Here is a 24,520-nt window from a genome sequence, read left to right on the forward strand (position 1 = left end):
CGCAGCGTGGCCCGCATCGTCCTCAAGATCGACGTCGATACGCTGCGCGGCACGCGCGAAGGCGTGCCGAACCTCGCGCGTCTGCTCGACAAGTACAACGCCCGCGCGACGTTCCTGTTCAGCCTCGGCCCGGATCACACCGGCTGGGCGCTGCGCCGCGTGTTCCGGCCCGGCTTCCTGCAAAAGGTGTCGCGCACGTCGGTGGTCGAGCACTACGGCATAAAAACGCTGATGTACGGCGTGCTCCTGCCGGGGCCGGACATCGGCCGGCGCGCGGTGTCGGAGATGCGCGCGATCCACGAAGCCGGCTTCGAATGCGGCATCCATACGTGGGATCACGTCTACTGGCAGGACAACGTGCGCTCGCGCGACCGCGCGTGGACCGTCGCGCAGATGCAGCAAAGTCACGCGCGCTTCGTCGAGATTTTCGGCGCGCCGCCCGTCACGCACGGCGCGGCCGGCTGGCAGATGAACGGCTACGCGTTCGAGCAGATCGACGCCTGGGGCATGCGCTATGCCTCCGATGGCCGGGGACACACGCCGTACATTCCGGTGCTGGATGGCCGCACGCTCGCGCACATTCAGATGCCGACCACGCTGCCCACGCTCGACGAAGTGCTCGGCGTGGACGGGGTCGACGAGAGCAACGTCGCGGCGCACGTCTTGCGGCATACGGCGAACAATCCGCACGATCAGGTGTTCACGCTGCACGCCGAGCTGGAAGGCCAGAAGCTCGCGCCGGTGTTCGAGCAGCTGCTCGCCGGCTGGCGCGCGCAGGGACACAGCTTCGCCACGATGGGCGACTATCATGCGACGCTCGACCGCGCGAGCTTGCCGTCTTATCCGGTGACCTGGGGTGAAATCCCGGGCCGCGCGGGCGAGCTGATCGTGCAGCCGGGCTGAGACTGCCGTTTCTACATCGGCGATTCATAGACAACACAAAAGTGAACAACAGGAGAAACCTTCGTGCCAGTCGCAGTCGACCAGCCCGTTCCCGACTTCACCGCGCCCGCCACGGGCGGCGAGTTCACACTTTCGAGCCTGCGCGGCCAGAAAGTCGTGCTCTTCTTCTATCCGAAGGACAACACGCCGGGCTGCACCACGGAGAGTCTGCAATTTCGCGACCACTACGACCAGTTCAAGGCGGCGGGCGCGGAAATCGTCGGCATCTCGCGTGACAGCGTGAAGTCGCACGACAACTTCAAGGCGAAGCTCGAACTGCCCTACACGCTCGTCTCGGACGCCGACGAAGCCATTTGCTCGCTGTTCGACGTCATCAAGATGAAGAAGATGTACGGCAAGGAAGTGCGCGGCATCGAGCGTTCGACGTTCCTGCTGGACGCACGAGGCGTGCTGCGGCGGGAGTTTCGCGGCATCAAGGTGCCGGGGCACGTAGAGGCCATCGTCGAGGCTGTACAAGCCATCTGAGGCACGCTATATTGGTTCGCAATGAGCGCCTGTCCACCCCATTCCTCAAGCCTTTGCGCGAGCCGCCGTGCGCCTTTCGGCGCGGTCGGCATGGACCCGGGCTACGTGGAAGGGGCACGGCGCAGGCGCTCTGAAAGAGAAGTCAGCCGCTGGTTCCGATAGCCGGAACGGCGGCTTTTTTATTGGTGTCGCGCGTTTTCCCCGCTTCTTTGGCGGGCGCGACGCGACGGACGCATCCTCAAGGAGCAGATCGAAACTTAGGCGAACCGGCGTTTTCGACAACGAAGCGCGCCACCGGGCGCAAACTGCGGCACACGTAGCTTACGGGCGGACGAGCAGGATGCGACAGGCGGCGCACGATACACGACCCGATTCCTTTCGAGGGAACACCATGCCTTTGCCTACCGCCCCGGCCAAGCTCGGCCATCTCCTTCCGGCCGAAGAGTACAAGGCCAAAGCCCGGCCTTCGAAGCAGCCGAAAAAACAGGCTGCGGCGAGCGACGACGACGCTGTCGGCTCGGTCGAGACCGTGACCGCCGAGCGCCCCGCAGCCGCCCATTCCGCGAACGCCGCCAACACGCTGCGCTCGATCGCCAGTGACGTGCTCGCGCAGGCGCCGCAAGACGCATCGACCGAAACACCCGCCGCTGCCGCGCCCGCTGCGCGCGGCCGTCGCACGAAGCAGACTGCCGCTCTCTTGCAACCGGTGCCGGCCGCTCGCGAAAAAGAGGAAACGAGCGAAGAAGCCCGCCCCGCCAAACGCGAGGCGCGCACGGACGCGCCCGCCGCGACGCCGACTCCGAGCGCCGCTCCCGCCAAGGACACGCGCACGCAGAACAAGCGCCGTCAGCGCGGCGCGGTCGAGGAGGAACTGAGCAAGCTCTTCGTGCTCGACACGAACGTGCTGATGCACGACCCAAGTTCGCTCTTTCGCTTCGAGGAACACGACGTCTATCTGCCGATGATGACGTTGGAAGAGCTCGACAACCACAAGAAAGGCATGTCGGAAGTGGCGCGCAACGCGCGTCAGGTGAGCCGCACGCTAGACGCACTCGTCGCGCACGCGGGCCAGATGTCGGAGGGCATTCCGCTTGCCGCGCAGGGCAACCGCGACGCGCTCGGCCGCCTGTACTTCCAGACGACGCTGACCGATATCGAGCCGGTCGAAGGCCTGCCTATCGGCAAGGCGGACAACCAGATTCTCGGCGTCGTGCGCGCGCTTCAGAAGGAGCGGCCGGATCGGCAGGTCGTGCTGGTGTCGAAAGACATCAACATGCGCATCAAGGCGCATGCGCTCGGCCTGCCCGCCGAGGACTACTTCAACGATCAGGTGCTGGAAGACAAGGACCTGCTCTATTCCGGCGTGCGCGCGCTGCCCCAGGATTTCTGGACGAAGCACGCGAAGGGCATGGAAAGCTGGCAGGACACCAAGACCGGCACCACGTACTACCGCGTGACTGGGCCGCTTTGCCCGTCCATGCTCGTCAACGAGTTCGTCTATCTGGAGCCGCAGAATGGCGAGCCGTCGTTCCATGCGGTCGTGCGCGAACTCAACGGAAAGACGGCGCTCTTGCAGACGCTGCGCGACTACGGGCATCACAAGAACAACGTGTGGGGTATCACGGCGCGCAATCGCGAGCAGAACTTTGCGCTGAATCTGCTGATGAATCCGGAGGTCGATTTCGTCACGCTGCTCGGTCAGGCGGGCACCGGCAAGACGCTGATGGCGCTTGCCGCCGGCCTCGCGCAAGTGCTCGACGACAAGCGCTACAACGAGATCATCGTGACGCGCGCGACGGTGCCGGTCGGCGAAGACATCGGCTTTTTGCCGGGCACCGAGGAAGAGAAGATGCAGCCGTGGATGGGCGCATTCGACGACAACCTCGAAGTCCTCCAGAAAACCGACGATGCCGCCGGCGAATGGGGCCGCGCAGCCACGCAGGAACTGATCCGCTCGCGGCTCAAGGTCAAGAGCATGAACTTCATGCGCGGGCGCACGTTCGTGGACAAGTACGTGATCATCGACGAAGCGCAGAATCTGACGCCCAAGCAGATGAAGACGCTCGTCACGCGCGCCGGTCCGGGCACGAAGATCGTGTGTCTCGGCAATATCGCGCAGATCGACACACCCTATCTGACCGAGGGTAGTTCCGGGCTGACCTACGTGGTCGACCGCTTCAAGGGCTGGACGCATAGCGGGCACGTGACGCTTGCGCGCGGCGAGCGGTCGCGGCTCGCGGACTACGCTTCGGACATTCTGTAAAGCACGCGCAGTCGGATGAGATGGCCCGGCGGAGCGATCCGCCGGGCTTTTTCTTTGTGCGCGCGTTCCGCTCCCGCAACACTTATCGCACCAAGTTAAAGTGGAACCTCACGATGTCTTGCCGCACGGCCGTGCGGCGGGCTAGTATCGGCGGACTGTCTTCTCTTCGGCGAGTGCGCTCGCTCGTCTTCAATGCGTCGAATCTGGCTACCGCTTCTCGTGTCCGTTCTGCTTGCCGCGTGCGGAAGCGCGCCGCAGCAAGCGGCGCGTAAGCCTGCGGTCTCGGCCAGCACGACGCCCCGCGCCTACAAGCCGCCGTCGGGCTTTCCTAACTTCGTCGATCACAGCGTGGGGCGCGAGGAAATCTCGATTCAGGCGATGTCGCTCGTCGGCGTGCCCTACCGCTGGGGCGGCAATACGCCAGAAGCAGGCTTCGATTGCAGCGGGCTCGTGCGCTATGTCGTGGATCGCGCGGCATCGGTGAATCTGCCGCGCACGACCGCCGAGATGAGCGGACGCGGAGAGTCTATCGACCCGGACGAAGTCGCGCCCGGCGACCTGATTTTCTTCAACACGACCGGGCGGCCGCATTCGCACGTCGGCATTTATGTCGGCAAGCTGCGTTTCGTGAATGCGCCGTCGACGGGCGGCACGGTGCGGCTGGATTACCTGACGAATCCCTATTGGGCGAAACGGTTCGACGGTATTCGGCGCGTCGCGCCGCCGAAGAGCGCGCCGACGCCGTTCGATGCGCCGACGTATCTGGCCGGGCCTCGGGACGCAGCGTCTTCGCGTCAGCCGGCGCCAGCAACCGCCAGCGCGATTGCGGTCGAGCGGCCGTCGATGTCGATTGGCGCAGCGCAGCCGCAAACGTCTACTTTATCGGCTTCTGCGGGGCGGGCGCCGGTCTCAGCCGCGACGGCCGGTGCTTCGGTCGCCATGGCCGAACCAGCGAGCGCCGGGCAGCGTCAATCGTGGTCAGCAGGTTCGGCCTACGCCCGGCAAACGCCTGCCGCGACCGCCGGCACGGACGCTTTCGAGCCGCCGCCAGCGTCAATGAGCGTTGCGCAGCGTCAATCGTCGGCTGTGGCTTCGGTATACGCACGTCAAGCGCCCGGCAGAGCCGCCAGCGTCGATGCGTTCGAGCCGCCGCCAACATCGATGAACGCTGCGCAGCGTCAATCGTCGGCTGTGGCTTCGGTCTACGCGCGTCAAGCGCCTGGCGCAACTGCCAGCGTCGATGCGTCCAAACGTCCGCCAGCGTCGATGAACGCTGCGCAGCGTCAATCGTCGGCTGTGGCTTCCGTCTACGCGCGTGAAGCGCCTGGGACAGCCGCCAGCGTCGATGCATTCGAGCCGCCGCCATCATCGATGAACGCCGCGCAGCGTCAATCGTCAGCGGCGGTTTCCAGTTACGCGCGCAATGCGCCCACCGGAGCGGGCGCGGACGCCTTTGAACCTCCGCCCGCAACGTTGAACGCAGCACAGCGTCAATCGTCCGCCGCAGCTTCGGCCGACGCGCGCCGCGCCCGAGCGGCAACCGCAAGCGCGGACGCCTTCGAACCGCCGCCGACGACGTCGAGCGCCGCACAGCGCCAAGCACAAACGGCCGACGCAAGACTGCCCGCCTCCGCGAACGAAGCCGTGCCCGATCCGATCCAGGCCGCTGCCGACGCCTTCGAGCCCCCGCCGCCGTCATCCCGTGCCGCCCGGCTGCAAGCACAGGCCGCGCAATCAGCCACGCCGACCGCGCGCGCCGAGCCGCCCGTGCGGGTGATGCGTGCGTCCACGGGTTCGCTGACCGCGCCGCGCGCCGCTCCCAACGACGACCCGATCGCGCGGTTTGCCACCGGCGCCGACTGACGCGCCGCAAAGCGCGTGATGCGCCCGAGCGCCGCCTTGGTCGCGACGGCCGCGCGCCCGCTCTGCTATCGTGTCCGATACTTCCTCGACAGCGACATCAAAGAACGAAAGGAGCGCAAGACCATGGATCTGGGACTGGCCGGCAAAGTTGTGCTGATCACGGGCGGTAGCAAGGGAATCGGCTTCGCGTGTGCGAAAGCGTTTGCAAGCGAAGGCGCGAAAGTCGCGATCGTTTCCCGCGATGCCGCGAATCTCGCCCGTGCACGCGAACAACTCGCGGCCGACGGTCATCACGTTCATCTTGCTCGCGCGGACCTGCACGAGGCGCACAGCGCCGAGGACGTGGTCGAAGAAGCGAGCGCGGCGCTCGGCCCCATCGACATTCTCATCAACAGCGCAGGCGCCGCCCGCCGCTACGATCCCGATACGCTCGACGCCGCCGCCTACAAAGCCGCGATGGACGCGAAGTACTTCTCGTATGTCTATCCGCAGCAGGTCGTGCTGAAGCGCATGGCCGAGCGACTGCGCAACGATCCCGCGACGGAGCCGGGTGCGATCGTCAATATTGTCGGCATGGGCGGGAAAATCGCAACGGACATCCATATTGCGGGCGGCGCGGCCAACGCAGCGCTGATGCTCAACACCGTCGGCCTCGCGCATCATTACGCGAAGCTCGGCATTCGCATCAACGCGATCAATCCCGGCGCGACGCTCACCGAGCGCGTCGAGGAAGCGTTGCAACTGGAAGCGCAACGGCAAGGCGTCACGCGCGATCAGGTGCTCGCCGAGAGTCAGACCAAGGTGCCGCTCGGGCGATATGCGAAACCGGAGGAAATTGCCGACGTCGCCCTCTTTCTGGCAAGCCGCCGCGCGAGTTATGTGTCGGGCGCGATCATCCCGATGGACGGAGTGTCGTCGCCGATCATTTGATGCGCCGCGGCCCGCGCTGTAACGCGGGCCGCAGGCTGAGTCGACGTGCTACAGGAAGCGGTGTCCGAGCCACCAGCCCGCCGCGGCGAGCGCCGAGGAAGCCGGGATCGTCAGAATCCACGCCCACACGATATTGCCCGCGACGCCCCAGCGCACCGCGCTGAACTTCTGCGTCGCGCCCACGCCGACGATCGCGCCGGTGATGGTGTGCGTCGTGGAAACGGGAATGCCGAGGAAGGACGCGACGAAGAGCGTGATCGCCCCGCCCGTCTCCGCGCAGAAGCCGCCGACGGGCTTGAGCTTCGTGATCTTCTGGCCCATCGTGCGCACGATGCGCCAACCGCCGAACAGCGTGCCGAGTCCCATCGACAGATAACAGAGCCCGATGACCCAGATCGGCGGCGCGTCCGAGCCCACGGAGGCGTAGCCCGTCGCGATCAGCAGCATCCAGATGATGCCGATGGTCTTTTGCGCGTCGTTGCCGCCGTGCCCGAGCGAATACAGTCCAGCCGAAAGCAATTGGAGGCGCCGGAAACGCCGGTCCACCTTCGACGGCGGCGTGCGGAAATACAGCCACGACACCAGCAGCATGAAAAACGAGCCGAGCACGAAGCCGAGCAGCGGCGAAATGAAGATGAAGGCCACGGTCTTGAGCAGCCCGTCCCAGTTGAGCGAGCCCCAGCCCGACTTCGCGAGCGCCGCGCCCACCAGACCGCCGATCAGCGCATGGGACGAACTCGACGGAATGCCGTACACCCACGTGACGATGTTCCAGCCGATCGCGCCGACGAGCGCGCCGAATATGACGTAGTGATCGACGATATCCGGGTCGATCGTGCCCCTGCCGACGGTCGCGGCGACCTTCAGGTGGAAAATGAAATACGCGATGACATTGAACGCGGCCGCGAACGCGACGGCTTGCTGCGGCTTGAGCACGCCGGTCGAAACGACCGTCGCGATGGAGTTGGCGGCGTCGTGAAAGCCGTTCATGAAGTCGAACACGAGTGCGACTATGACGAGCGTAGCGACTGCCCAGATTGCGAGTTGAATCGAATGCATCAGTTGGTGTGGTATTGACCGGCGCTGTACTGACGGCCGGTCTGTGTCGTCATCGCCCGCCGCATGCGATGAGTCCTGCGCGAACGGGCTCGGGCGGCATGATCAGGCGTTTTCCAGCACGATGCCTTCGATGATGTTGGCGACATCCTCGCACTTGTCGGTGATCGTCTCCAGAAGCTCGTAGATCGCCTTGAGCTTGATGAGCGTCTTGACGTCGTCTTCCTCGCGGAAGAGCTTCGACATGGCCGAGCGCAGCACGCGGTCAGCGTCCGACTCCAGGCGGTCGATCTCTTCGCAGATCTTCAGGATTTCGCTCGCGCGTTTCATGTCTTCGAGCAGACCCACGGCCTGCTGCACGCGCAGGCACGTAGCCGTGCAGATGTGCGCGAGCTGGCTCGCTTCCGATGTCACCGCCCGCACGTCGTAAAGCGAAATGGCGGTGGCGACGTCCTCCATCAAGTCGAGGATGTCGTCCATCGTGGTGATGAGCTTGTGAATCTCGTCGCGGTCGAGCGGCGTGATGAACGTCTTGTGCAGCAGATCGATCGTTTCGTGCGTGAGCTTGTCGGCACGCTTTTCGTTCGTCTGGACGTTCTGCTTGTGAACCTCGGCTTCGTCGAGGTTATCGATCAGCAGTTCGAGCTCGCGGCTGGCATCCACCATGCATTTCGCGTGCGCGTTGAAAATCTCGAAGAATTTGCCCTCGGTGGGCATGAAACGACCGAACATGAAAGTCCCGATAGATGGGTCAATGAGGCTGACATCAAACCGACATATTGTACCTGCGCGCAGCACCCGGCGCACCGCGCTCGGACGTCGCGTGCATAGGGCTGTGATCGACGGCTTGACAGTCTTACGCGAACGAGGCTATTCGCCGCCGTAGAAGCTTTGAACGCCGGCGAAATTGTCGAACTTCGTGTATTGGCCGTGGAACGTCAGGCGAACCGGCCCGATGGGACCATTACGCTGCTTGCCGATGATGATTTCCGCGGTGCCTTTATCCGGACTGTCCGGGTTGTAGACTTCGTCGCGGTAAATGAAGAGGATCACGTCCGCGTCCTGCTCGATAGCGCCGGATTCGCGCAGGTCCGACATGATCGGACGCTTGTTGGGACGCTGCTCCAGACCGCGATTGAGCTGCGAAAGGGCGATCACCGGCACGTCCAGTTCCTTCGCGAGACCCTTCAGCGAACGCGAGATTTCCGAAATCTCGGTCGCGCGGTTCTCGCCGCCGCCGGAGCCCGACATCAGCTGCAAATAGTCGACGATGATGAGCCCGAGCTTGCCGCACTGGCGCGACAGGCGCCGCGCCCGCGAGCGCAGTTCCATCGGGTTCAGGCCGCCGGTTTCGTCGATGAAAAGCTGCGCCTCGCTCATTTTCTGCACCGCGTGCGTGAGCTTCGGCCAATCTTCGTCGGTGAGACGGCCCGTGCGCATACGGTGCTGATCAAGGCGTCCGACCGAGCCGAGCATACGCATGGTCAACTGCGTGCCCGGCATTTCCATCGAAAAGACCGCGACGGGCAAGCCGTACTCCACGGCCACGTATTCGCCGATGTTCATCGAGAACGCGGTCTTACCCATCGACGGACGCCCCGCCACGATGATCAGCTCGCCGCCGTGCATGCCCGAGGTCATACGGTCGAGGTCGACGAAGCCGGTCGGCGTGCCGGTGACATCGCTCGGATTGGCCGTGTGATAAAGCGTATCGATGCGCTCGACGACCTGCGTGAGCAGCGGTCCGATTTCGAGGAAGCCTTGCGTGCCGCGCGCACCGTCCTCGGCGATGGAGAACACCCGCGCTTCGGCTTCGTCCAGAATTTGCCGGACTTCCTTCCCTTGCGGATTGAACGCGTCGGCGGAGATTTCATCCGCCACGGACACGAGACGGCGCAGCACCGCGCGGTCGCGCACGATTTCGGCGTAACGGCGGATGTTCGCCGCGCTCGGCGTGTTCTGCGCGAGCGCGTTGAGATACGCCAGGCCACCCACTTCCTCGGCTTTGCCGGCCATCGTCAGCGCTTCGTAGACCGTGATGACGTCGGCCGGCCGCGTCGACGCGATCAGCTTGCCGATGTGCTCGTAAATGATGCGGTGGTCATAGCGATAAAAGTCGCTCTGCGACATGACGTCGGCGATGCGGTCCCATGCCGCGTTGTCCAGCAGCAAGCCGCCGATCACCGATTGCTCGGCTTCGATCGAGTGCGGCGGAACCTTCAGCGCGTCGAGTTGCGGATCTTTGGACGGTGCGTTCATGGGGTGGAATTATCGACGAAATCCGCCATGCGGTGTATTGATCGGACAAACAAAAAGGCAGGAACCCGCGAAGGTTCCTGCCCTTTCTTACTGCTCGCGAAGCCGAAGCCTCGCTTAAAACTTAGGCGTGTTCGCCGAGCACCGACACGGTCACGTCGACAATGACGTCCGTGTGCAGCGCTACTTGAACCGGATGGTCGCCAACCATCTTCAGCGGGCCTTGCGGCAGACGCACTTGCGCCTTTTCCACTTCAGCGAAGCCTTGCGACTTCAGCGCTTCGGCGATGTCCGCGTTCGTGACCGAACCGAACAGACGGCCGTCGACGCCAGCCTTTTGCGAGATCTGAACCGTGAAGCCGTTCAGCTTGTCGCCTTGTGCTTGCGCTGCAGCCAGCTTTTCAGCGGCGTTCTTTTCGAGTTCGGCGCGGCGAACTTCGAATTCGGCGATCGCGTCCTTGGTCGCGCGGCGAGCCTTCTTGCCGGGGATCAGGAAGTTACGTGCGTAGCCGTCCTTGACCTTGACGATGTCGCCCAGGTTGCCCAGGTTGACGACCTTTTCCAAAAGAATGATTTGCATTTTTGGCTATTCCTTATGCGTCGTCTGATTAGGCCTTGTGCAGGTCGGTGTACGGCAGGAGCGCGAGGAAACGCGCGCGCTTGATTGCCGTGTCGAGCTGGCGCTGATAGTGCGCCTTCGTGCCAGTCAGACGAGCCGGCGTGATCTTGCCGTTTTCGCCGATGAAGTCCTTCAGCGTTTCCGTGTCCTTGTAGTCGATGTACTCGACACCGGCTGCCGTGAAACGGCAGAACTTCTTGCGCTTGAAGAGCGGGTTTTGTTGCTGACGACGCTTGTCGAATTTCTTACCAGTCGGGCGGGGCATGTTCAGTCCTTTCCAATGTCCTGCAATTCTGTGATGTGAAACACCAGGGTTCGGGAGTTACGGCCTTTTTTCGCCAGAAAGCCCGTGAAGCGCGTTTCGACGCCCATCGGACAGCTTTCCAGCCTGCCGCTCGCTTCTCCGGCCGCGACCGCGGGCATTGTCAGTTCGATCTTCCGGGCGATGCCCGCTTCGACGACTTCTGCCGCGTGTTGCAACGTGCAGCTTGCGATTGGAATGCCGGCGGGCGTATATCGCACCGGTTCGCGTTCCACGACGCTCGCTGTCAGTTGCAGCCGGTTCACGAGTGAGTTTCGGTTCCCTGGTGGCTTGACAGTGTTGAACTGTCCTTAAGCCTGCGCTTCGGACGGCTGGCTGGCCGCCTTCTTGGCTTCTTCGCGCTGCACTTCCTTCATCATCGGCGACGGGCCGGTTTCGGCCTTCTTCATCTTGACGATGAGGTGGCGAAGAACGGCGTCGTTGAACTTGAACGCGTGTTCCAGTTCTTCGAGCGTCGCCTGGTCGCATTCGATGTTCATGCAGACGTAGTGAGCCTTCGCGAGTTTCTCGATCATGTAGGCCAGTTGGCGGCGGCCCCAGTCCTCGATACGGTGGATCTGGCCACCGTGCGACGTGATCGTGCTCTTGTAACGCTCGATCATCGCGGGCACTTGCTCGCTCTGATCGGGATGCACGATAAAGACGATTTCGTAATGACGCATATTCACTCCTTTTGGATTAAAGCCGCCCGAGCGTCGGACCGGTGCGGCAAGTGAGAAGCCAGCGAGTATATACCGTTTCGCCCTCAGGCAGCAAGCCAAACCGGAGTTTTCCGACTGACTTTCGCCGCTTTTTCAATCATTTAGCGCGCCCGCGTTCGCCTGCCGATGGGTTTCGCCGGGCGGCTCGACGCGGCGGCTCCAGTATCCCGGCTGGGCGTAGATTTCTCGCAAATAATCAATGAAGTACCGCACGCGCGCCGGCACGTAGCGTTGTTGCGGGTAGACAGCCAATATGTCGTAGTTCGGCAGCTCGTACTCGTCCAGCACGGTTTCCAGTTCGCCCGCTGCCAGTTGGCGCTGAATCTCCCAGGTAGAGCGCCACCCGAGCCCGAGTCCCTCCGACACCCAGCGATGCAGCAGTTCGCCGTCGTTGCAGTCGAGGTTGCCGCTCACGCGCACCGTCGCGAGCTTGCCGTTGCGCCGGAAATACCAGCCGCGGTTCTGCCCGCCTTGCAGGTTGAACGCGAGGCAGTTGTGATTCGGCAGATCGTCGAGCGATTTCGGCTTGCCGTGCTTGCGGAAATACGCGGGCGTGCCGCACACCACGCGCCGGTTGCTCGCCAGCTTCACCGCGACGAAGTTCGGATCGACCGTGCCGCCGATGCGAATCGACAGATCGTAGCCCTCGCGCACCAGATCCACGACGCGGTCGGTCAGGTTGAACGACATCTGCAATTCGGGCTTGTCCGCAAGGAACGCCGGCGCGTGCGGGGCGACGTGCATGCGCCCGAATGCCGCCGGCGCCGACACGATCAGATGCCCGCCGACCGCGCGCCGCCCCGCCGCGAGTTCGTTCTCCGCCTGATCCCACTCGGCGAGCAGATTCTTGCAGCGGTCGAGAAACGCCGCGCCCTCTTCGCTCACGACGAGCCGCCGCGTCGAGCGATACATCAGCTTGACGCCGAGGCGCTTTTCGAGCGCGTCGATGCGCCGTCCCAGAATAACCGGCGACACGCCCTCCTCCAGCGCCGCCGCCGCGAGGCTGCCGGCTTCCGCGACGCGCACGAACGTCTCGATCTGCTTGAAGCGGTCCATTTCCTTGTCTCCTGTGCCGAGCCGCGCCGCTGCATCATTCGAAACTTTTTGTTTGGGAAAAAGCGACTCTAACTCATCTTATCAAACCTTTTTCACAATCTTAAAGTGCAACGGAACCCTGCTTCGATGCAGACAGCGATAACGGAAAGAGACTGAAGGAAGGAGACATTCATGGCCAAGATGAGAGCCGTCGACGCAGCCGTCCTCGTGCTGGAAAAGGAAGGGATCGACACCGCGTTCGGCGTGCCGGGCGCCGCCATCAACCCGTTCTACTCGGCGTTGCGCAAGGCGGGCAGCATTAGTCACGTGCTCGCGCGCCACGTCGAAGGCGCATCGCACATGGCCGAAGGTTATACGCGCGCCGCGCCCGGCAACATCGGGGTATGCATCGGCACGTCGGGACCGGCGGGCACGGACATGATCACCGGCCTTTACTCGGCTCAGGCAGATTCGATTCCGATTCTCGCGATCACCGGTCAGGCGCCGCGTGCGCGCCTCTACAAGGAAGACTTCCAGGCGGTCGATATCGAATCGATCGCCAAGCCCGTCACGAAGTGGGCCGTCACCGTGCGCGAGCCGGCGCTCGTGCCGCGGGTGTTCCAGCAGGCGTTTCACCTGATGCGCTCGGGCCGCCCCGGCCCCGTGCTGGTCGATTTGCCGATCGACGTGCAACTCGCCGAGATCGAATTCGATATCGACACTTACGAGCCGCTGCCGGTCTACAAGCCGAAAGCGACGCGCGCGCAGATCGAGAAGGCGCTCGCGATGCTCAACGACGCCGAGAAGCCGCTTATCGTCTCCGGCGGCGGCGTGCTCAACGCGGCGGCGGAAGACCTGCTCGTGCAATTCGCGGAAACGCTTGGCGTGCCGGTCATCCCGACGCTGATGTCGTGGGGCGCCATTGCTGACGACCACCCGCTCATGGCCGGCATGGTCGGCTTGCAGACGTCACATCGTTACGGCAACGCGACGATGCTCGCATCGGACTTCGTGCTCGGCATCGGCAATCGCTGGGCGAATCGGCATACGGGCAGCGTCGAGGTCTATACGAAGGGCCGCAAGTTCGTTCACGTCGATATCGAGCCGACGCAGATTGGCCGCGTGTTCGGACCGGATCTCGGCATCGTCTCGGATGCGAAGGCGGCGCTCGAACTCTTCGTCGAAGTGGCGAAGGAGTGGAAGGCCGCGGGCAAGCTGAAGGACCGTAGCGCGTGGGTCGCGGACTGCCAACAGCGCAAGCGCACGATGCTGCGCAAGACGCACTTCGACAACGTGCCGATGAAGCCGCAGCGCGTCTACGAAGAGATGAACCTCGCGTTCGACCGCGACACGTGCTTTGTGACGACGATCGGTCTTTCGCAGATTGCCGGTGCGCAGTTCCTGCATGTGTTCAAGGCGCGCAACTGGATCAACTGCGGTCAGGCCGGCCCGCTCGGCTGGACCATTCCCGCTGCGCTCGGCGTGCGTGCGGCGGATCCGCAACGCAAGATCGTCGCGCTGTCGGGCGACTACGACTTCCAGTTCATGATCGAAGAGCTTGCGGTGGGCGCGCAGTTCAAGCTGCCGTACGTGCATGTCGTCGTGAACAACTCGTATCTCGGTCTCATTCGTCAGGCGCAGCGCGGCTTCGACATGGACTACTGCGTGCAACTCGCGTTCGACAACATCAACGCGCCGGAACTGGAAGGCTACGGCGTGGATCATGTCGCGGTCGCCGAAGGCCTCGGCTGCAAGGCACTGCGCGTGTTCAAGCCCGAGGACATCGCCGGTGCGCTGAAGCAAGCGCAAGCGCTCGCGGCGGAGCATCAGGTGCCGGTCGTCGTCGAGATGATTCTCGAACGCGTGACCAACATCGCAATGGGCACCGAGATCGACGCCATCAACGAGTTCGAGGAACTCGCCGAAAGTAAGGCCGACGCGCCGACCGCCGTCACGCCGCTCGACTGAAGCATCAACTGACGACCCACTGACCGACCATCAGGAAAAGAACAATGCCGAAATTCGCCGCGAATCTGACGATGCTCTTCAACGAAGTCCCGTTCCTCGACCGCTTTGCGGCGGCGGCGAACGCGGGCTTCAAGGCAGTCGAATTCCTGTTTCCGTATCCGTATTCGATCAGCGATCTGAAATCGCGCGTGAAGGACAGCGGCTTGCAGATCGTCTTGCACAACCTGCCCGCCGGTAACTGGGAAGCAGGCGAGCGCGGCATCGCGTGTCTGCCGGATCGCGTCGCCGAGTTTCGCGACGGCGTGCCGCGCGCCATCGAGTACGCGAAGGCGCTGAACGTGCCGCAACTGAACTGCCTCGTTGGTATTCCGACGGCGGGCGTCTCGGCGCAACAGGCGCGCGAAACGATCATCGAGAACCTACGTTTCGCCGCCGATGCGCTGAAGCAGGAAGGCATCCGTCTGCTCGTCGAGCCCTGCAATTCATACGACATTCCGGGCTTCGCGCTGAACCGTTCGCACGAAGGACTCGACGTCATTCGCTCGGTCGGCTCTGACAATCTCTTCCTGCAATACGACATCTATCACATGCAGCGCATGGAAGGCGAACTGGCCGCGACGATCAAGAAGAACCTGCCGTCGATCGCGCACATTCAGCTTGCCGACAACCCCGGCCGCAACGAACCCGGCACCGGCGAAATCAATTACGCGTTCCTATTCGATCTGCTCGATTCAATCGGCTACGACGGCTGGATCGGCTGCGAATACAAGCCGCTCGCGGGCACGGAAGCCGGGCTCGGCTGGCTGCGCTCGATCGCATCCAACAAGGCGCGCGCCGCTGCCTGAACCACGACACAAAGGAGGAGCACATAGTATGGCAACGATCGGTTTCATCGGCCTCGGCATCATGGGCGCGCATATGGCGCGCAACCTCATTAAGGGCGGTCACGCGCTCGTCGTGAACGGCAAGTATCCGGTGCCCGACGATATCCGCGCGCAAACGAAAGTCGTCGCGGACTCGACGGCCGTCGCGCAGGCAAGCGAGATCGTCATCACGATGGTGCCCGACACGCCCGATGTCGCCAACGTCCTGTTCGCCGATGACGGCGTGGCCAACGGCTTGAGCCACGGCAAGCTCGTGATCGACATGAGTTCCATCAACCCGCTCGACACGCAGGAGTTCGCGAAAAAGATCAACGCGCTCGGCTGCGACTATCTCGATGCGCCCGTGTCCGGCGGCGAAGTCGGCGCGCGCGAAGCAACGCTCACGATCATGGTCGGCGGCCCGGAGAAGTCGTTCAACATCGCCAAACCGCTCTTCGAATTGATGGGTAAGAACATTTCGCTTATCGGCGACAACGGCGCGGGCCAGACCTGCAAGGTGGCCAATCAGATCATCGTCGCGCTGAACATCGAAGCGGTCGCGGAGGCGCTGCTGTTCGCATCGCGCTCGGGCGCCGATCCCGAACGCGTGCGCAAGGCGCTGATGGGCGGCTTCGCGTCGTCGCGCATTCTCGAAGTGCATGGCGAGCGCATGACGAAGCGCACGTTCAATCCCGGCTTCAGAATTGAACTGCATCAGAAGGACTTGAATCTGGCGCTCGATGGCGCGCGCAAGATGGGCCTCGCCCTGCCGCACACCGCGAGCGCGCAGCAGTTGTTCAGCGTGTGCGCGGCTAATGGCGGCAAAGCGTGGGATCACTCGGCGCTCGTGCGCGCGCTCGAAATCATGTCGAACTTTCAGGTAGCGGACGAGCCGCAGCAAGCCAAGGCTGCTGCGTAATCACGCACCTGAACCGTGGGGCGTCCCGCGTATGGGCACGCGGGACAAATGTCGCTCTGGGCTGAGGGCGGCAAGTGGGGTCCGAGAGCGGCACCCGGCGGCGCGCCGGGTTAGCCTTGGTCGGTCAGACGGTTTGCCGTCGGGTGTCCGCGTCGGATTGCGTTCAGTAGGTATCGAAGAGGCGTTGCAGCGCCGCGGCGTCCTTCATGCCGGCCGATAGCGCCAGCATCAACAGCACGCGCGCCTTGTACGGATTCAGCGTGCCTGCGCAGACCGTGCCGAGCGCATCGTCGCAAGCGGCGCCATTGCGCATCACATGTCCCGAACCGACGCGCGATGCCCGCACCACGGCCACGCCCGCCTTTACGGCATCGCTGACGGCTTCCGTGATGCGTTCGTGCATCGAACCGTTCCCCGTCCCCGCGATGACGATGCCCTTCGCGCCCGCCGCGACGAGCGCATCGATGCCGATGCGCGAAACGCCCGCATAGCTCGCGACGATCTCGACCATCGGCCAGTTGTTTGGCACGGCGAACTCGCTTGCCGTCGTATGCGGCTTCGTGACCGCACGCTGAAATTCGACGCGTCCGTCCTGCACGCAACCGAGCACGCCGGTTTCGGGCGAGCGGAAAGCATCGACGGCATACGTGCTCGTCTTCGTCACATCGCGCGCGCTGTGAATCTGGTTGTTGAACGCGACGAGCACGCCCTGCCCCGATGCTTGTTTGGAAGCCGCGACCGTCACCGCGTTGAGGAGATTGAGCGGGCCGTCGGCGGATAGCGCAGTCGATGGCCGCATCGCGGCGGTCAGCACGACAGGCTTCGAAGTCTTCACCGTCAGATGCAGCAGATACGCCGTTTCTTCCAGCGTATCCGTGCCATGCGTGATGACGATACCGTCGATATCGTCCTGTGTGGCGAGCGCGTCGATGCGCGCGGCGAGCGTCGTCCAGAGCGCCGGGCTCATGTCCTTGCTGTCGATGCTCGCGATCTGTTCGGCATGAATTCGCGCGACGGAAGCGAGCGCAGGCACCGCGTCGAGCAGCTTGTCGACGCCTACGACGCCTGCCTTATAACCCGCCGTGGATGAAGCATCGCCGGCCTGTCCGGCAATCGTGCCGCCCGTTGCAAGGACGGCGATGCGAGGAAGAGTCTGTGTGTTCATGCCGGCGATTGTAAATCAGCCGGCATGCCTGTTTCAGGCCGCTTCGCGCAGTTGCGCGGCGATCTGCGCTTCGTCGAGTTGCGGCGCGAACATTTCGATCAGCCGGTACGCATACGCGCGCAGGAACGCGCCCTTGCGCAAGCCCACGCGCGTCGTGCTCGCTTCGAAAAGATGCTGCGTGTCGAGCGCGACGAGTTCGGTGTCGCGCTTGGCGTCATAAGCCATCGCAGCGACGATGCCGATTCCCATGCCCAGTTCCACATAGGTCTTGATCACGTCGGCATCGATGGCGGTGAGCACGATGTCGGGCATGGCGCCCGCGCTCGCGAACGCCTGATCGACGTGGGAACGCCCCGTGAAATCCTGATCGTAAGTGACGATCGGATATTCGGCGATCTGCTCCAGCGTAATGTCCTTGCGCCCGACCAGCGGATGGTCCTTCGGCACGACGACCGTGTGATGCCACGAATAGCAGGGAAACGTGACGATATCCGGATAGCGGTCGAGCGCTTCGGTCGAGATGCCGATATCCGCTTCGCCGTTCACGATCATCTGCGCGATCTGTTGCGGACTGCCCTGCCGCAGCGCCAGATGCACCTTCGGAAATACTTCGGTGAACTGACGGATTACTTTGGGCAGCGCATAGCGAGCCTGCGTGTGCGTCGTGGCGACCACGAGATGTCCGTTGTCCTGATCCGCGAACTGGCGCGCCACGCGCCGCAGATTCTCCGCATCCAGCAGCATGCGCTCGATCAGCTGATGCACCTGCTTGCCCGGCTCGGTCAGGCCGGTGAGCCGTTTGCCTCGCCGAATGAAGATATCGACGCCCAGTTCGTCTTCGAGATCCTTGATCTGCTTGGACACGCCCGACTGCGACGTGTACAGCACGTTCGCCACTTCCGTCAGATTCATGTTCTGACGCACGGCCTCGCGCACGAAGCGCAATTGCTGGAAGTTCATAGTCCGCCTCTCTTGTCTTGCTGCCGTTTTATGGATGTCTCATTGCGCCGGAAAGACGCGCAGCGCGCGCGGCACGGCGCGCACGCCATCGCCGATATCGAGCTTCAGCGCGCGCCACGCTTCACGATCCAGTTCCGCTTCGAGCACGCCGCCCGCGTCGCCTTCCAATTCCACACGCACCGAACCGCCGAGCGTCACGACGCGCCGCACGCCGACCACGATGCCGTCGCGATGCGCGAAGCCCTCGGCATCGTCGGCACGGTACAGCGCGAGATCGTGCGGACGCACATAAGCGAGCGCACGGCCGCTGAAATGCGCCTGGGCTGCGATGGCTTGCGCCGCGCCATCCGCGACGAAGCCGCCTGCATCGACATGTCCCTGAAGGCGGTTCGCCGCGCCGAGAAATTCATACACGAACGACGTCTGTGGATGATCGTACACATCCTGCGGGCTGCCGACCTGCTCCACGCGGCCATGATTCATCACGACGATGCGATCCGCCACTTCGAGCGCCTCTTCCTGATCATGCGTGACGAAAAGCGTGGAGATATGCAGGTCGTCATGCAGGCGGCGCAGCCAGCTTCGCAATTCCTTGCGCACTTTCGCGTCGAGCGCGCCGAAGGGCTCGTCGAGCAGCAGTACTTTCGGTTCGACAGCGAGCGCGCGCGCGAGCGCGATGCGTTGCCGCTGCCCGCCCGAAAGCTCCGAAGGAAACCGCTGCGCGAGCCAGTCGAGCTGCACGAGCTTGAGCAACTCATGCACTTTCTCGCGGATCACGGCTTCCGACGGACGCTCGCGGCGCGGTTTCACGCGCAGACCGAACGCGACGTTCTCGAACACCGTCATGTGTCTGAAGAGCGCGTAGTGCTGGAAGACGAAGCCCACTTGCCGGTCCCGTGCGCCCACTTGCGCGACGTCTTCGCCGTTCAGCACGACCTGACCGGCATCCGCATATTCGAGGCCCGCGATCACGCGCAGCAGCGTGGTCTTGCCGCATCCCGACGGTCCGAGCAGCGCGACGAGTTCGCCCGCGGGAAAGTCGAGCGTGACGTTGTCGAGCGCGGTGAAATCGCCGAAGCGCTTCTGCAGATTGCGAACAATGATGCTCATGATGTGTCCTTTGCCTTAGTTCGTCGCGCCGCTTTCCGCGAGCGATTGCGACATGCGGCGTTCCGCGACGAGCTTCAGCCCGAGCGTCACGAGCGCGAGCAACGCGAGGAGCGACGCTACGGCGAACGCGGCCGAGAAGTTGTATTCGTTGTAGAGAATCTCGACGTGCAGCGGCATGGTGTCGGTCTGTCCGCGAATGTGGCCCGATACCACCGAAACCGCGCCGAACTCGCCCATGGCGCGTGCATTGCAGAGAATCACGCCATACAGCAGGCCCCACTTCACGTTCGGCAGCGTCACGCGGCGAAAAATCTGCCAGCCCGAAGCGCCCAGCACATGTGCGGCTTCTTCCTCGTCGTTGCCTTGCGCCTGCATCAGCGGAATCAGTTCGCGCGCGACGAACGGAAACGTCACGAAGATCGTCGCGAGCACGATGCCCGGCACCGCGAAAATGATCTGCACGTCGTGCGCCGCGAGCCACGGACCGAACCAGCCCTGCGCGCCGAACATCAGCACGTAAATAAGGCCAGAAATTACGGGCGAAACGGAGAACGGCAAGTCGATGAGCGTGGTCAAGAGCGCCTTGCCGCGGAAGTCGAACTTCGCGATCGCCCACGATGCCGCAAGGCCAAACACGACGTTGAGCGGCACCGCAATAGCCGCAGTCGTCAAGGTGAGCTTGATGGCGGACCACGCGTCAGGATCTTTCAGCGACTCGAAGTAATAGTCGATGCCCTTCGCGAACGCCTGCGCGAACACCGCGACGAGCGGCACCACGAGAAAGAGCGCAAGAAACACGAGCGCGATGCCCGTGAGGAGCCAGCGCACCGCGCGCGATTCGGTGACGGGATCGAGCGTTCGCGTAGCGCGCGGTGCGGCGGTGTTCATCGCGATGGCTTTGGTGTCCGGCGTGCTCATGCTTGGCTCCCTTGCGCCGATAGTGCGTGCGCAGGGACAGCACCCGTGCGGCTCGTGCGCCGTTGCAGGAACCATTGCAGCGTGTTAATCAAAAGCAACATCAGAAAGGACACGCACAACATGACGACGGCGAGCGCGGTCGCGCCCGCATAGTCGTATTGTTCGAGCTTCGTGATGATGAGAAGCGACGTGATTTCCGACTTCATCGGCACATTGCCCGCGATAAAGATGACTGAGCCGTATTCGCCGAGCGCGCGCGCGAACGCGAGCGCAAAGCCCGTCAGAAGCGCCGGAAAGAGCGACGGCAGCACCACGCGGCGAAACGTCAGCCAGCGCGTCGCGCCGAGGCACGCGGCGGCTTCTTCCTGCTCGCGCTCGAAGTCCTCCAGCACCGGCTGCACGGTACGCACGACGAACGGCAAGCCGATGAACGTCAGCGCCACGAGCACGCCGAGCGGCGTGAACGCGACCTTGACGCCGAGCGGCGCGAGGAACTGACCGATCCAGCCGTTGCCCGCATAGACGGCCGCGAGCGATATACCCGCGACGGAGGTCGGCAGTGCGAACGGCAAATCGACGATGGCGTCCACGATGCGCTTCATCGGAAAGGTGTAGCGCACGAGCACCCACGCGACGAGAAAGCCGAAGACCGCGTTGATGAGCGCCCCGCCGAGCGCCGCGCCGAACGTGAGCCGATACGACGCCAGCACACGCGGCGATGTCACCGCGCGGACGAACTGCGCCCAGTCGAGCGTCGCCGTCTTCGCGAACGTGGCGGCGAGCGGGATCAGCACCACGAGGCTCAAGTACGCGAGCGTGATGCCGAGCGTCAGGCCGAAGCCCGGTAGCGCGCTCGGCTTGCGCCAAGTGAAAGTCGTCATCCTTGCTTTCGTCCTGTTCCAGTGCGCCGGGGAGCGCGTTCATCGAATGCTTGTGTGACCGGCGGCGTCATGGCGCGCCGCTTCGGTTTGCCTACGTATCGCGCGCTTACTGTGGCTGATAGATCGAGTCGAACACGCCGCCATCCGCGAAATGCGTCTTTTGCGCTTTCGCCCAGCCGCCGAAGGTGTCGTCGACGGTGTAGAGCTTGATCTTCGGGAACTGCTTCGTGAGTTCGGCAGGCACCTTGTCCGAGCGCGGGCGATAGAAGTTGCGCGCCGCGATCTGCTGGCCTTCGTCGCTATAGAGATACTTCAGATACGCCTCGGCGAGCTTGCACGTGCCGTGCTTGTCGACCACCTTGTCGACCACGGCGACGGGCGGCTCGGCAAGAATGCTCGCCGACGGCACCACGATCTCGAACTTCTCCGGCCCGAACTCCTTCAGCGACAGAAACGCCTCGTTCTCCCACGCGATCAGTACGTCGCCCTGGCCGCGCTGCACGAAGCTCGTCGTGGCGCCGCGCGCGCCCGAGTCGAGCACGCCCGCGTTCTTGTAAAGCTTGGCGACGAAGTCCTTCGCCGTCTGCTCGTTGCCGCCCGGCTTGTGCTGCGCGTAGGCCCATGCGGCGAGATAGTTCCAACGCGCCCCGCCCGAGGTCTTCGGATTCGGCGTCACGATCGAGATGCCGGGCTTCGCGAGGTCGTCCCAGTCCTTGATGTGCTTCGGATTGCCCTTGCGCACGAGAAACACGATCGTCGACGTGTACGGCGAAGCGTTATCCGGCAGGCGCTTTTGCCAGTCCGCGGCGACGAGCCCCTTGCCCGCGAGCGCGTCGATGTCGTAGGCGAGCGCGAGCGTCACGACGTCCGCCTGTAGGCCGTCGAGCACTGCACGCGCCTGTCCGCCCGAGCCGCCGTGCGACTGCTTGAACGTGACGGTTTCGCCGGTCTCGGCCTTCCACTTCTTGGCGAACGCCTGATTGAAGTCCTGATACAACTCGCGGGTCGGGTCGTACGACACGTTCAGGAACGACGTCTGAGCCTGTGCCTGCGCGCTCGTTCCGACAATCGCGCCGATGCCCGCCGTCGTCAGCGCAAGCGCCGTCAACGCGCGGCGTAAGTTGGTCCCTAATCCCGCTTTGATGCTTTGCATTCCCCGTTCTCCGTCTTATCCAATTGACGGAATCAGTCTATCGGCGGCCCTATATGAACAGAAATAATCGTTTTTCAGTCTTTTATATCGAAAGCTGCTAAAGCGGACGCGTACGCCCGACGGGCGCCATCGTCGTGGCTGCACGCGACGTTTCGAGCCGAACTTAAAGTAATGCTTGAAAAACGCGAAGTACTGTATAAAAATACAGTCATCTGTTGATCCATACAGTGCACGAGAGGCCCGAGCCAGTGACCAGATCCTCAAAACTTACCGCGCGCCAGCAGCAAGTGTTCGAACTGCTTCAGCGCGCAATCGAGCGCACCGGCTTTCCGCCTACACGCGCGGAGATTGCCGCCGAACTTGGCTTTAGCTCCGCTAATTCGGCGGAAGAGCATCTGCGCGCCCTGGCGCGCAAGGGCGTCATAGAGCTGGCGGCGGGTTCGTCGCGCGGCATCCGGCTCATTGGGGACGCGGCCCGTTCGGAAGACGTTCCACACCAGTTCACCCTGCCGCACGCGAGCATCATGCAGCTCTCGTTGCCGCTCGTCGGGCGTGTGGCGGCAGGTAGCCCGATCCTCGCTCAGGAGCACATCTCTCAGCACTATGCGTGCGACCCGGCGTTCTTCTCCAGCAAGCCCGACTATCTGCTGAAGGTGCGCGGCTTGTCCATGCGCGACGCGGGCATTCTGGATGGCGATCTGCTCGCCGTGCAGAAGCGGACCGAAGCGAAAGATGGGCAGATCGTCGTCGCGCGCCTCGGCGACGACGTCACGGTCAAGCGTTGGAAGCGCCGCCCGGACGGCGTAGAGCTCATCGCGGAGAACCCGGACTACGAGAACATCTTCGTGCGCTCCGGGAGCGGTGACTTCGCGCTCGAAGGCATTGCAGTCGGCCTGATCCGCTCGGGCGAATTCTAGTAGAAGGCGGCAGCGCTCAGAGCGCGTTGACCGCCCCTTCCACGCCTGTTCACGCCACGCAAGACGCGGCGCGTTTCGAGTACATCTAGCACGGACGGCAGCCGCTCGCGGCATGCCGTGGTGCGTCCTATCGTCTGGAGAGTCATGATGGAACGTTTTGCCCGTTTGCTGCCCTTTCGCCAGTTCGGCCGCCTGCGTCATCTGCGTGCGTTGATCTCCTGCGGCGGCGCTACGCCTGCGCGGGCCGAGGCTGCGCCGGATCTTTTCGATTCCATGCCCGCGCTTCCATCGCGCCAGCCCGCTTTTGCGCGCGTGTCGCTGACGCAGACGGTGCACGCGGAGCCGCAACGGCCCGCGCCCGTACGCGTGTATCGCAGCGAGTCGCGGCTCATTCTGGTCGGCAAGATCGGCGAAGTGTCGCGCATGATCGACCGCTGCATCGACGAAGAGCGCGCCGGCCTCTCAGGCGGAACGCTCGCCTGAGAACGCGTATGTTGGCGTTGCGGTCGCGGAATCATTCGATAGCGGCGTGGTCAATCGTGCAATGACCTTTTCGTAGACGCTTGCGCCACCGCATGTCCCGCACCGCTCGCTTCGTTGTCGCTGCACTCGCCGCCGTGTTGCTCGTTGCGGCGCTCGGTTTCGTGTACGCCTCGCCGTATATCGCGCTGGATCGCGTCAAGCGGGCCGCCGACGCGCGAGACGCCCAGACGGTAAGCGAATACGTCGATTTCCCGGCGTTGCGCGCAAGCCTGAAGGATCAGATAGCCGCGCTGCTCACGCGGCGCATCGATCTTCAAAGAGCGGCAACCCGCTGGCGATCATCGGCGCGATGATCGGGGCCGCGCTAGTCGGCCCGCTCGTGGATTCGTATGCGACGCCGGATGGTGTCGCGGCCATCCTGAACGGCATACCGCCGCGCGGCAATCCCGGCGAACGTCCGCCCGCGCCCGGCCAAACGAGTGCGAACGCGCCCACGCCGGCAAGCGCGCCTGCGCCGGAAGCGTCCCGGCAACCGCCGCAGACAACGGCCGGCTATCGCGGGATCAACACGTTCGTCGTGACGTACCGGCACGGCGCGGGCGATGCCCGGTATTCCGCCATCTTCCACCGCAGCGGTCTGGTGTCATGGAAGCTCGTCGCCGTCGAACTCAACGGCTGACGCGCTGACGCGCCCGCGCGATCAGTCGTCG

General features: G+C 63.6%; 23 protein-coding genes and 2 pseudogenes. 11 read left to right on the plus strand and 14 right to left on the minus strand.

Annotated elements, in window-relative coordinates:
* Positions 1-6: 6 nt before the first annotated feature.
* From P9239_RS11760 to P9239_RS11780, 5 genes and pseudogenes are all read left to right on the plus strand, one after another.
* Positions 7-903, plus strand: coding sequence for a polysaccharide deacetylase family protein (locus P9239_RS11760; RefSeq protein ID WP_309750927.1), 897 nt, complete (start codon positions 7-9; stop codon positions 901-903).
* Positions 904-966: 63 nt separating this feature from the next.
* Positions 967-1,428, plus strand: coding sequence for a peroxiredoxin (locus P9239_RS11765; protein WP_309750929.1), 462 nt, complete (start codon positions 967-969; stop codon positions 1,426-1,428).
* Between the two features lie 391 nt (positions 1,429-1,819).
* Complete coding sequence (locus P9239_RS11770; protein ID WP_309750930.1) at positions 1,820-3,691, plus strand: PhoH family protein; 1,872 nt, start codon at positions 1,820-1,822, stop codon at positions 3,689-3,691.
* A gap of 192 nt (positions 3,692-3,883) precedes the next feature.
* A pseudogene (locus P9239_RS11775) lies at positions 3,884-4,927 on the plus strand (NlpC/P60 family protein); the annotation flags it as partial.
* Positions 4,928-5,677: 750 nt separating this feature from the next.
* Complete coding sequence (locus P9239_RS11780) at positions 5,678-6,484, plus strand: SDR family oxidoreductase (protein WP_309750932.1); 807 nt, start codon at positions 5,678-5,680, stop codon at positions 6,482-6,484.
* Positions 6,485-6,532: 48 nt separating this feature from the next.
* On the opposite strand, the gene P9239_RS11785 is transcribed toward P9239_RS11780, so the two are convergent.
* The 8 genes from P9239_RS11785 to P9239_RS11820 all read right to left on the minus strand — a co-directional run bounded on the left by P9239_RS11785 (position 6,533) and on the right by P9239_RS11820 (position 12,494).
* Positions 6,533-7,543, minus strand: a complete 1,011-nt coding sequence (locus P9239_RS11785) for an anion permease (RefSeq protein WP_309750934.1) — start codon at positions 7,541-7,543, stop codon at positions 6,533-6,535.
* Between the two features lie 102 nt (positions 7,544-7,645).
* Positions 7,646-8,272, minus strand: a complete 627-nt coding sequence (locus P9239_RS11790; protein WP_159836082.1) for a DUF47 domain-containing protein — start codon at positions 8,270-8,272, stop codon at positions 7,646-7,648.
* 138 nt (positions 8,273-8,410) lie between these two features.
* The gene (locus P9239_RS11795; RefSeq protein WP_159836081.1) at positions 8,411-9,799 is read right to left on the minus strand and encodes a replicative DNA helicase; all 1,389 of its coding nucleotides are present in this window, start codon (positions 9,797-9,799) and stop codon (positions 8,411-8,413) included.
* A 121-nt stretch (positions 9,800-9,920) separates the two neighbouring features.
* Positions 9,921-10,376 (minus strand): 50S ribosomal protein L9, encoded by a 456-nt coding sequence (rplI, locus tag P9239_RS11800; RefSeq protein ID WP_309750941.1) that lies wholly within the window; start codon positions 10,374-10,376, stop codon positions 9,921-9,923.
* A gap of 28 nt (positions 10,377-10,404) precedes the next feature.
* Positions 10,405-10,680: a 30S ribosomal protein S18 gene (gene rpsR, locus P9239_RS11805; protein ID WP_007000150.1), complete on the minus strand. Its 276-nt coding sequence runs from the start codon at positions 10,678-10,680 to the stop codon at positions 10,405-10,407.
* Positions 10,681-10,682: 2 nt separating this feature from the next.
* Positions 10,683-10,982, minus strand: coding sequence for a primosomal replication protein N (priB, locus tag P9239_RS11810; RefSeq protein WP_309750953.1), 300 nt, complete (start codon positions 10,980-10,982; stop codon positions 10,683-10,685).
* Between the two features lie 45 nt (positions 10,983-11,027).
* Entirely contained in the window at positions 11,028-11,399 is a 372-nt protein-coding gene (rpsF, locus tag P9239_RS11815; RefSeq protein ID WP_061117413.1) for a 30S ribosomal protein S6, read from the minus strand.
* A gap of 132 nt (positions 11,400-11,531) precedes the next feature.
* Entirely contained in the window at positions 11,532-12,494 is a 963-nt protein-coding gene (locus P9239_RS11820; RefSeq protein WP_309750959.1) for a LysR substrate-binding domain-containing protein, read from the minus strand.
* A gap of 171 nt (positions 12,495-12,665) precedes the next feature.
* Here P9239_RS11820 and gcl point away from each other — a divergent pair, with 171 nt between their 5' ends.
* From gcl to P9239_RS11835, 3 genes are read left to right on the plus strand one after another with little or no spacing between them, the layout of a single operon-like run.
* The gene (gene gcl / locus P9239_RS11825) at positions 12,666-14,441 is read left to right on the plus strand and encodes a glyoxylate carboligase (protein ID WP_309750961.1); all 1,776 of its coding nucleotides are present in this window, start codon (positions 12,666-12,668) and stop codon (positions 14,439-14,441) included.
* Positions 14,442-14,485: 44 nt separating this feature from the next.
* The gene (hyi, locus tag P9239_RS11830) at positions 14,486-15,286 is read left to right on the plus strand and encodes a hydroxypyruvate isomerase (protein WP_309750964.1); all 801 of its coding nucleotides are present in this window, start codon (positions 14,486-14,488) and stop codon (positions 15,284-15,286) included.
* 28 nt (positions 15,287-15,314) lie between these two features.
* On the plus strand, positions 15,315-16,223 hold the full coding sequence (locus P9239_RS11835; RefSeq protein ID WP_309750967.1) for a 2-hydroxy-3-oxopropionate reductase: 909 nt from the start codon (positions 15,315-15,317) through the stop codon (positions 16,221-16,223).
* 163 nt (positions 16,224-16,386) lie between these two features.
* Here P9239_RS11835 and P9239_RS11840 read toward each other — a convergent pair whose 3' ends face one another.
* The 6 genes from P9239_RS11840 to P9239_RS11865 form a co-directional block, all read right to left on the minus strand.
* Positions 16,387-17,388, minus strand: a complete 1,002-nt coding sequence (locus tag P9239_RS11840; protein WP_309750968.1) for an asparaginase — start codon at positions 17,386-17,388, stop codon at positions 16,387-16,389.
* Positions 17,389-17,421: 33 nt separating this feature from the next.
* Positions 17,422-18,348, minus strand: coding sequence for a CysB family HTH-type transcriptional regulator (locus P9239_RS11845; RefSeq protein ID WP_175940234.1), 927 nt, complete (start codon positions 18,346-18,348; stop codon positions 17,422-17,424).
* 39 nt (positions 18,349-18,387) lie between these two features.
* Entirely contained in the window at positions 18,388-19,458 is a 1,071-nt protein-coding gene (locus P9239_RS11850) for a sulfate ABC transporter ATP-binding protein (RefSeq protein ID WP_309750971.1), read from the minus strand.
* Positions 19,459-19,473: 15 nt separating this feature from the next.
* A complete protein-coding gene (cysW, locus tag P9239_RS11855; protein WP_404980022.1) occupies positions 19,474-20,376 on the minus strand; it encodes a sulfate ABC transporter permease subunit CysW in 903 nt (300 codons plus the stop codon).
* A complete protein-coding gene (cysT, locus tag P9239_RS11860; RefSeq protein ID WP_309750973.1) occupies positions 20,373-21,257 on the minus strand; it encodes a sulfate ABC transporter permease subunit CysT in 885 nt (294 codons plus the stop codon). Before cysT ends, cysW begins: the two co-directional genes overlap by 4 nt.
* 106 nt (positions 21,258-21,363) lie before the next feature.
* Positions 21,364-22,410 (minus strand): sulfate ABC transporter substrate-binding protein, encoded by a 1,047-nt coding sequence (locus P9239_RS11865; protein WP_309750974.1) that lies wholly within the window; start codon positions 22,408-22,410, stop codon positions 21,364-21,366.
* 248 nt (positions 22,411-22,658) lie between these two features.
* Between P9239_RS11865 and lexA the strand changes: the two genes are divergently transcribed.
* From lexA to P9239_RS11880, 3 genes and pseudogenes are all read left to right on the plus strand, one after another.
* Positions 22,659-23,327, plus strand: a complete 669-nt coding sequence (gene lexA / locus P9239_RS11870) for a transcriptional repressor LexA (RefSeq protein WP_309750976.1) — start codon at positions 22,659-22,661, stop codon at positions 23,325-23,327.
* 147 nt (positions 23,328-23,474) lie between these two features.
* Complete coding sequence (locus P9239_RS11875; protein ID WP_309750978.1) at positions 23,475-23,810, plus strand: hypothetical protein; 336 nt, start codon at positions 23,475-23,477, stop codon at positions 23,808-23,810.
* A gap of 92 nt (positions 23,811-23,902) precedes the next feature.
* Positions 23,903-24,489: pseudogene (locus P9239_RS11880) on the plus strand (DUF2939 domain-containing protein).
* Positions 24,490-24,520: the final 31 nt, after the last annotated feature.

Source organism: Caballeronia sp. LZ062 (genome assembly GCF_031450785.1).
Classification (GTDB): domain Bacteria; phylum Pseudomonadota; class Gammaproteobacteria; order Burkholderiales; family Burkholderiaceae; genus Caballeronia.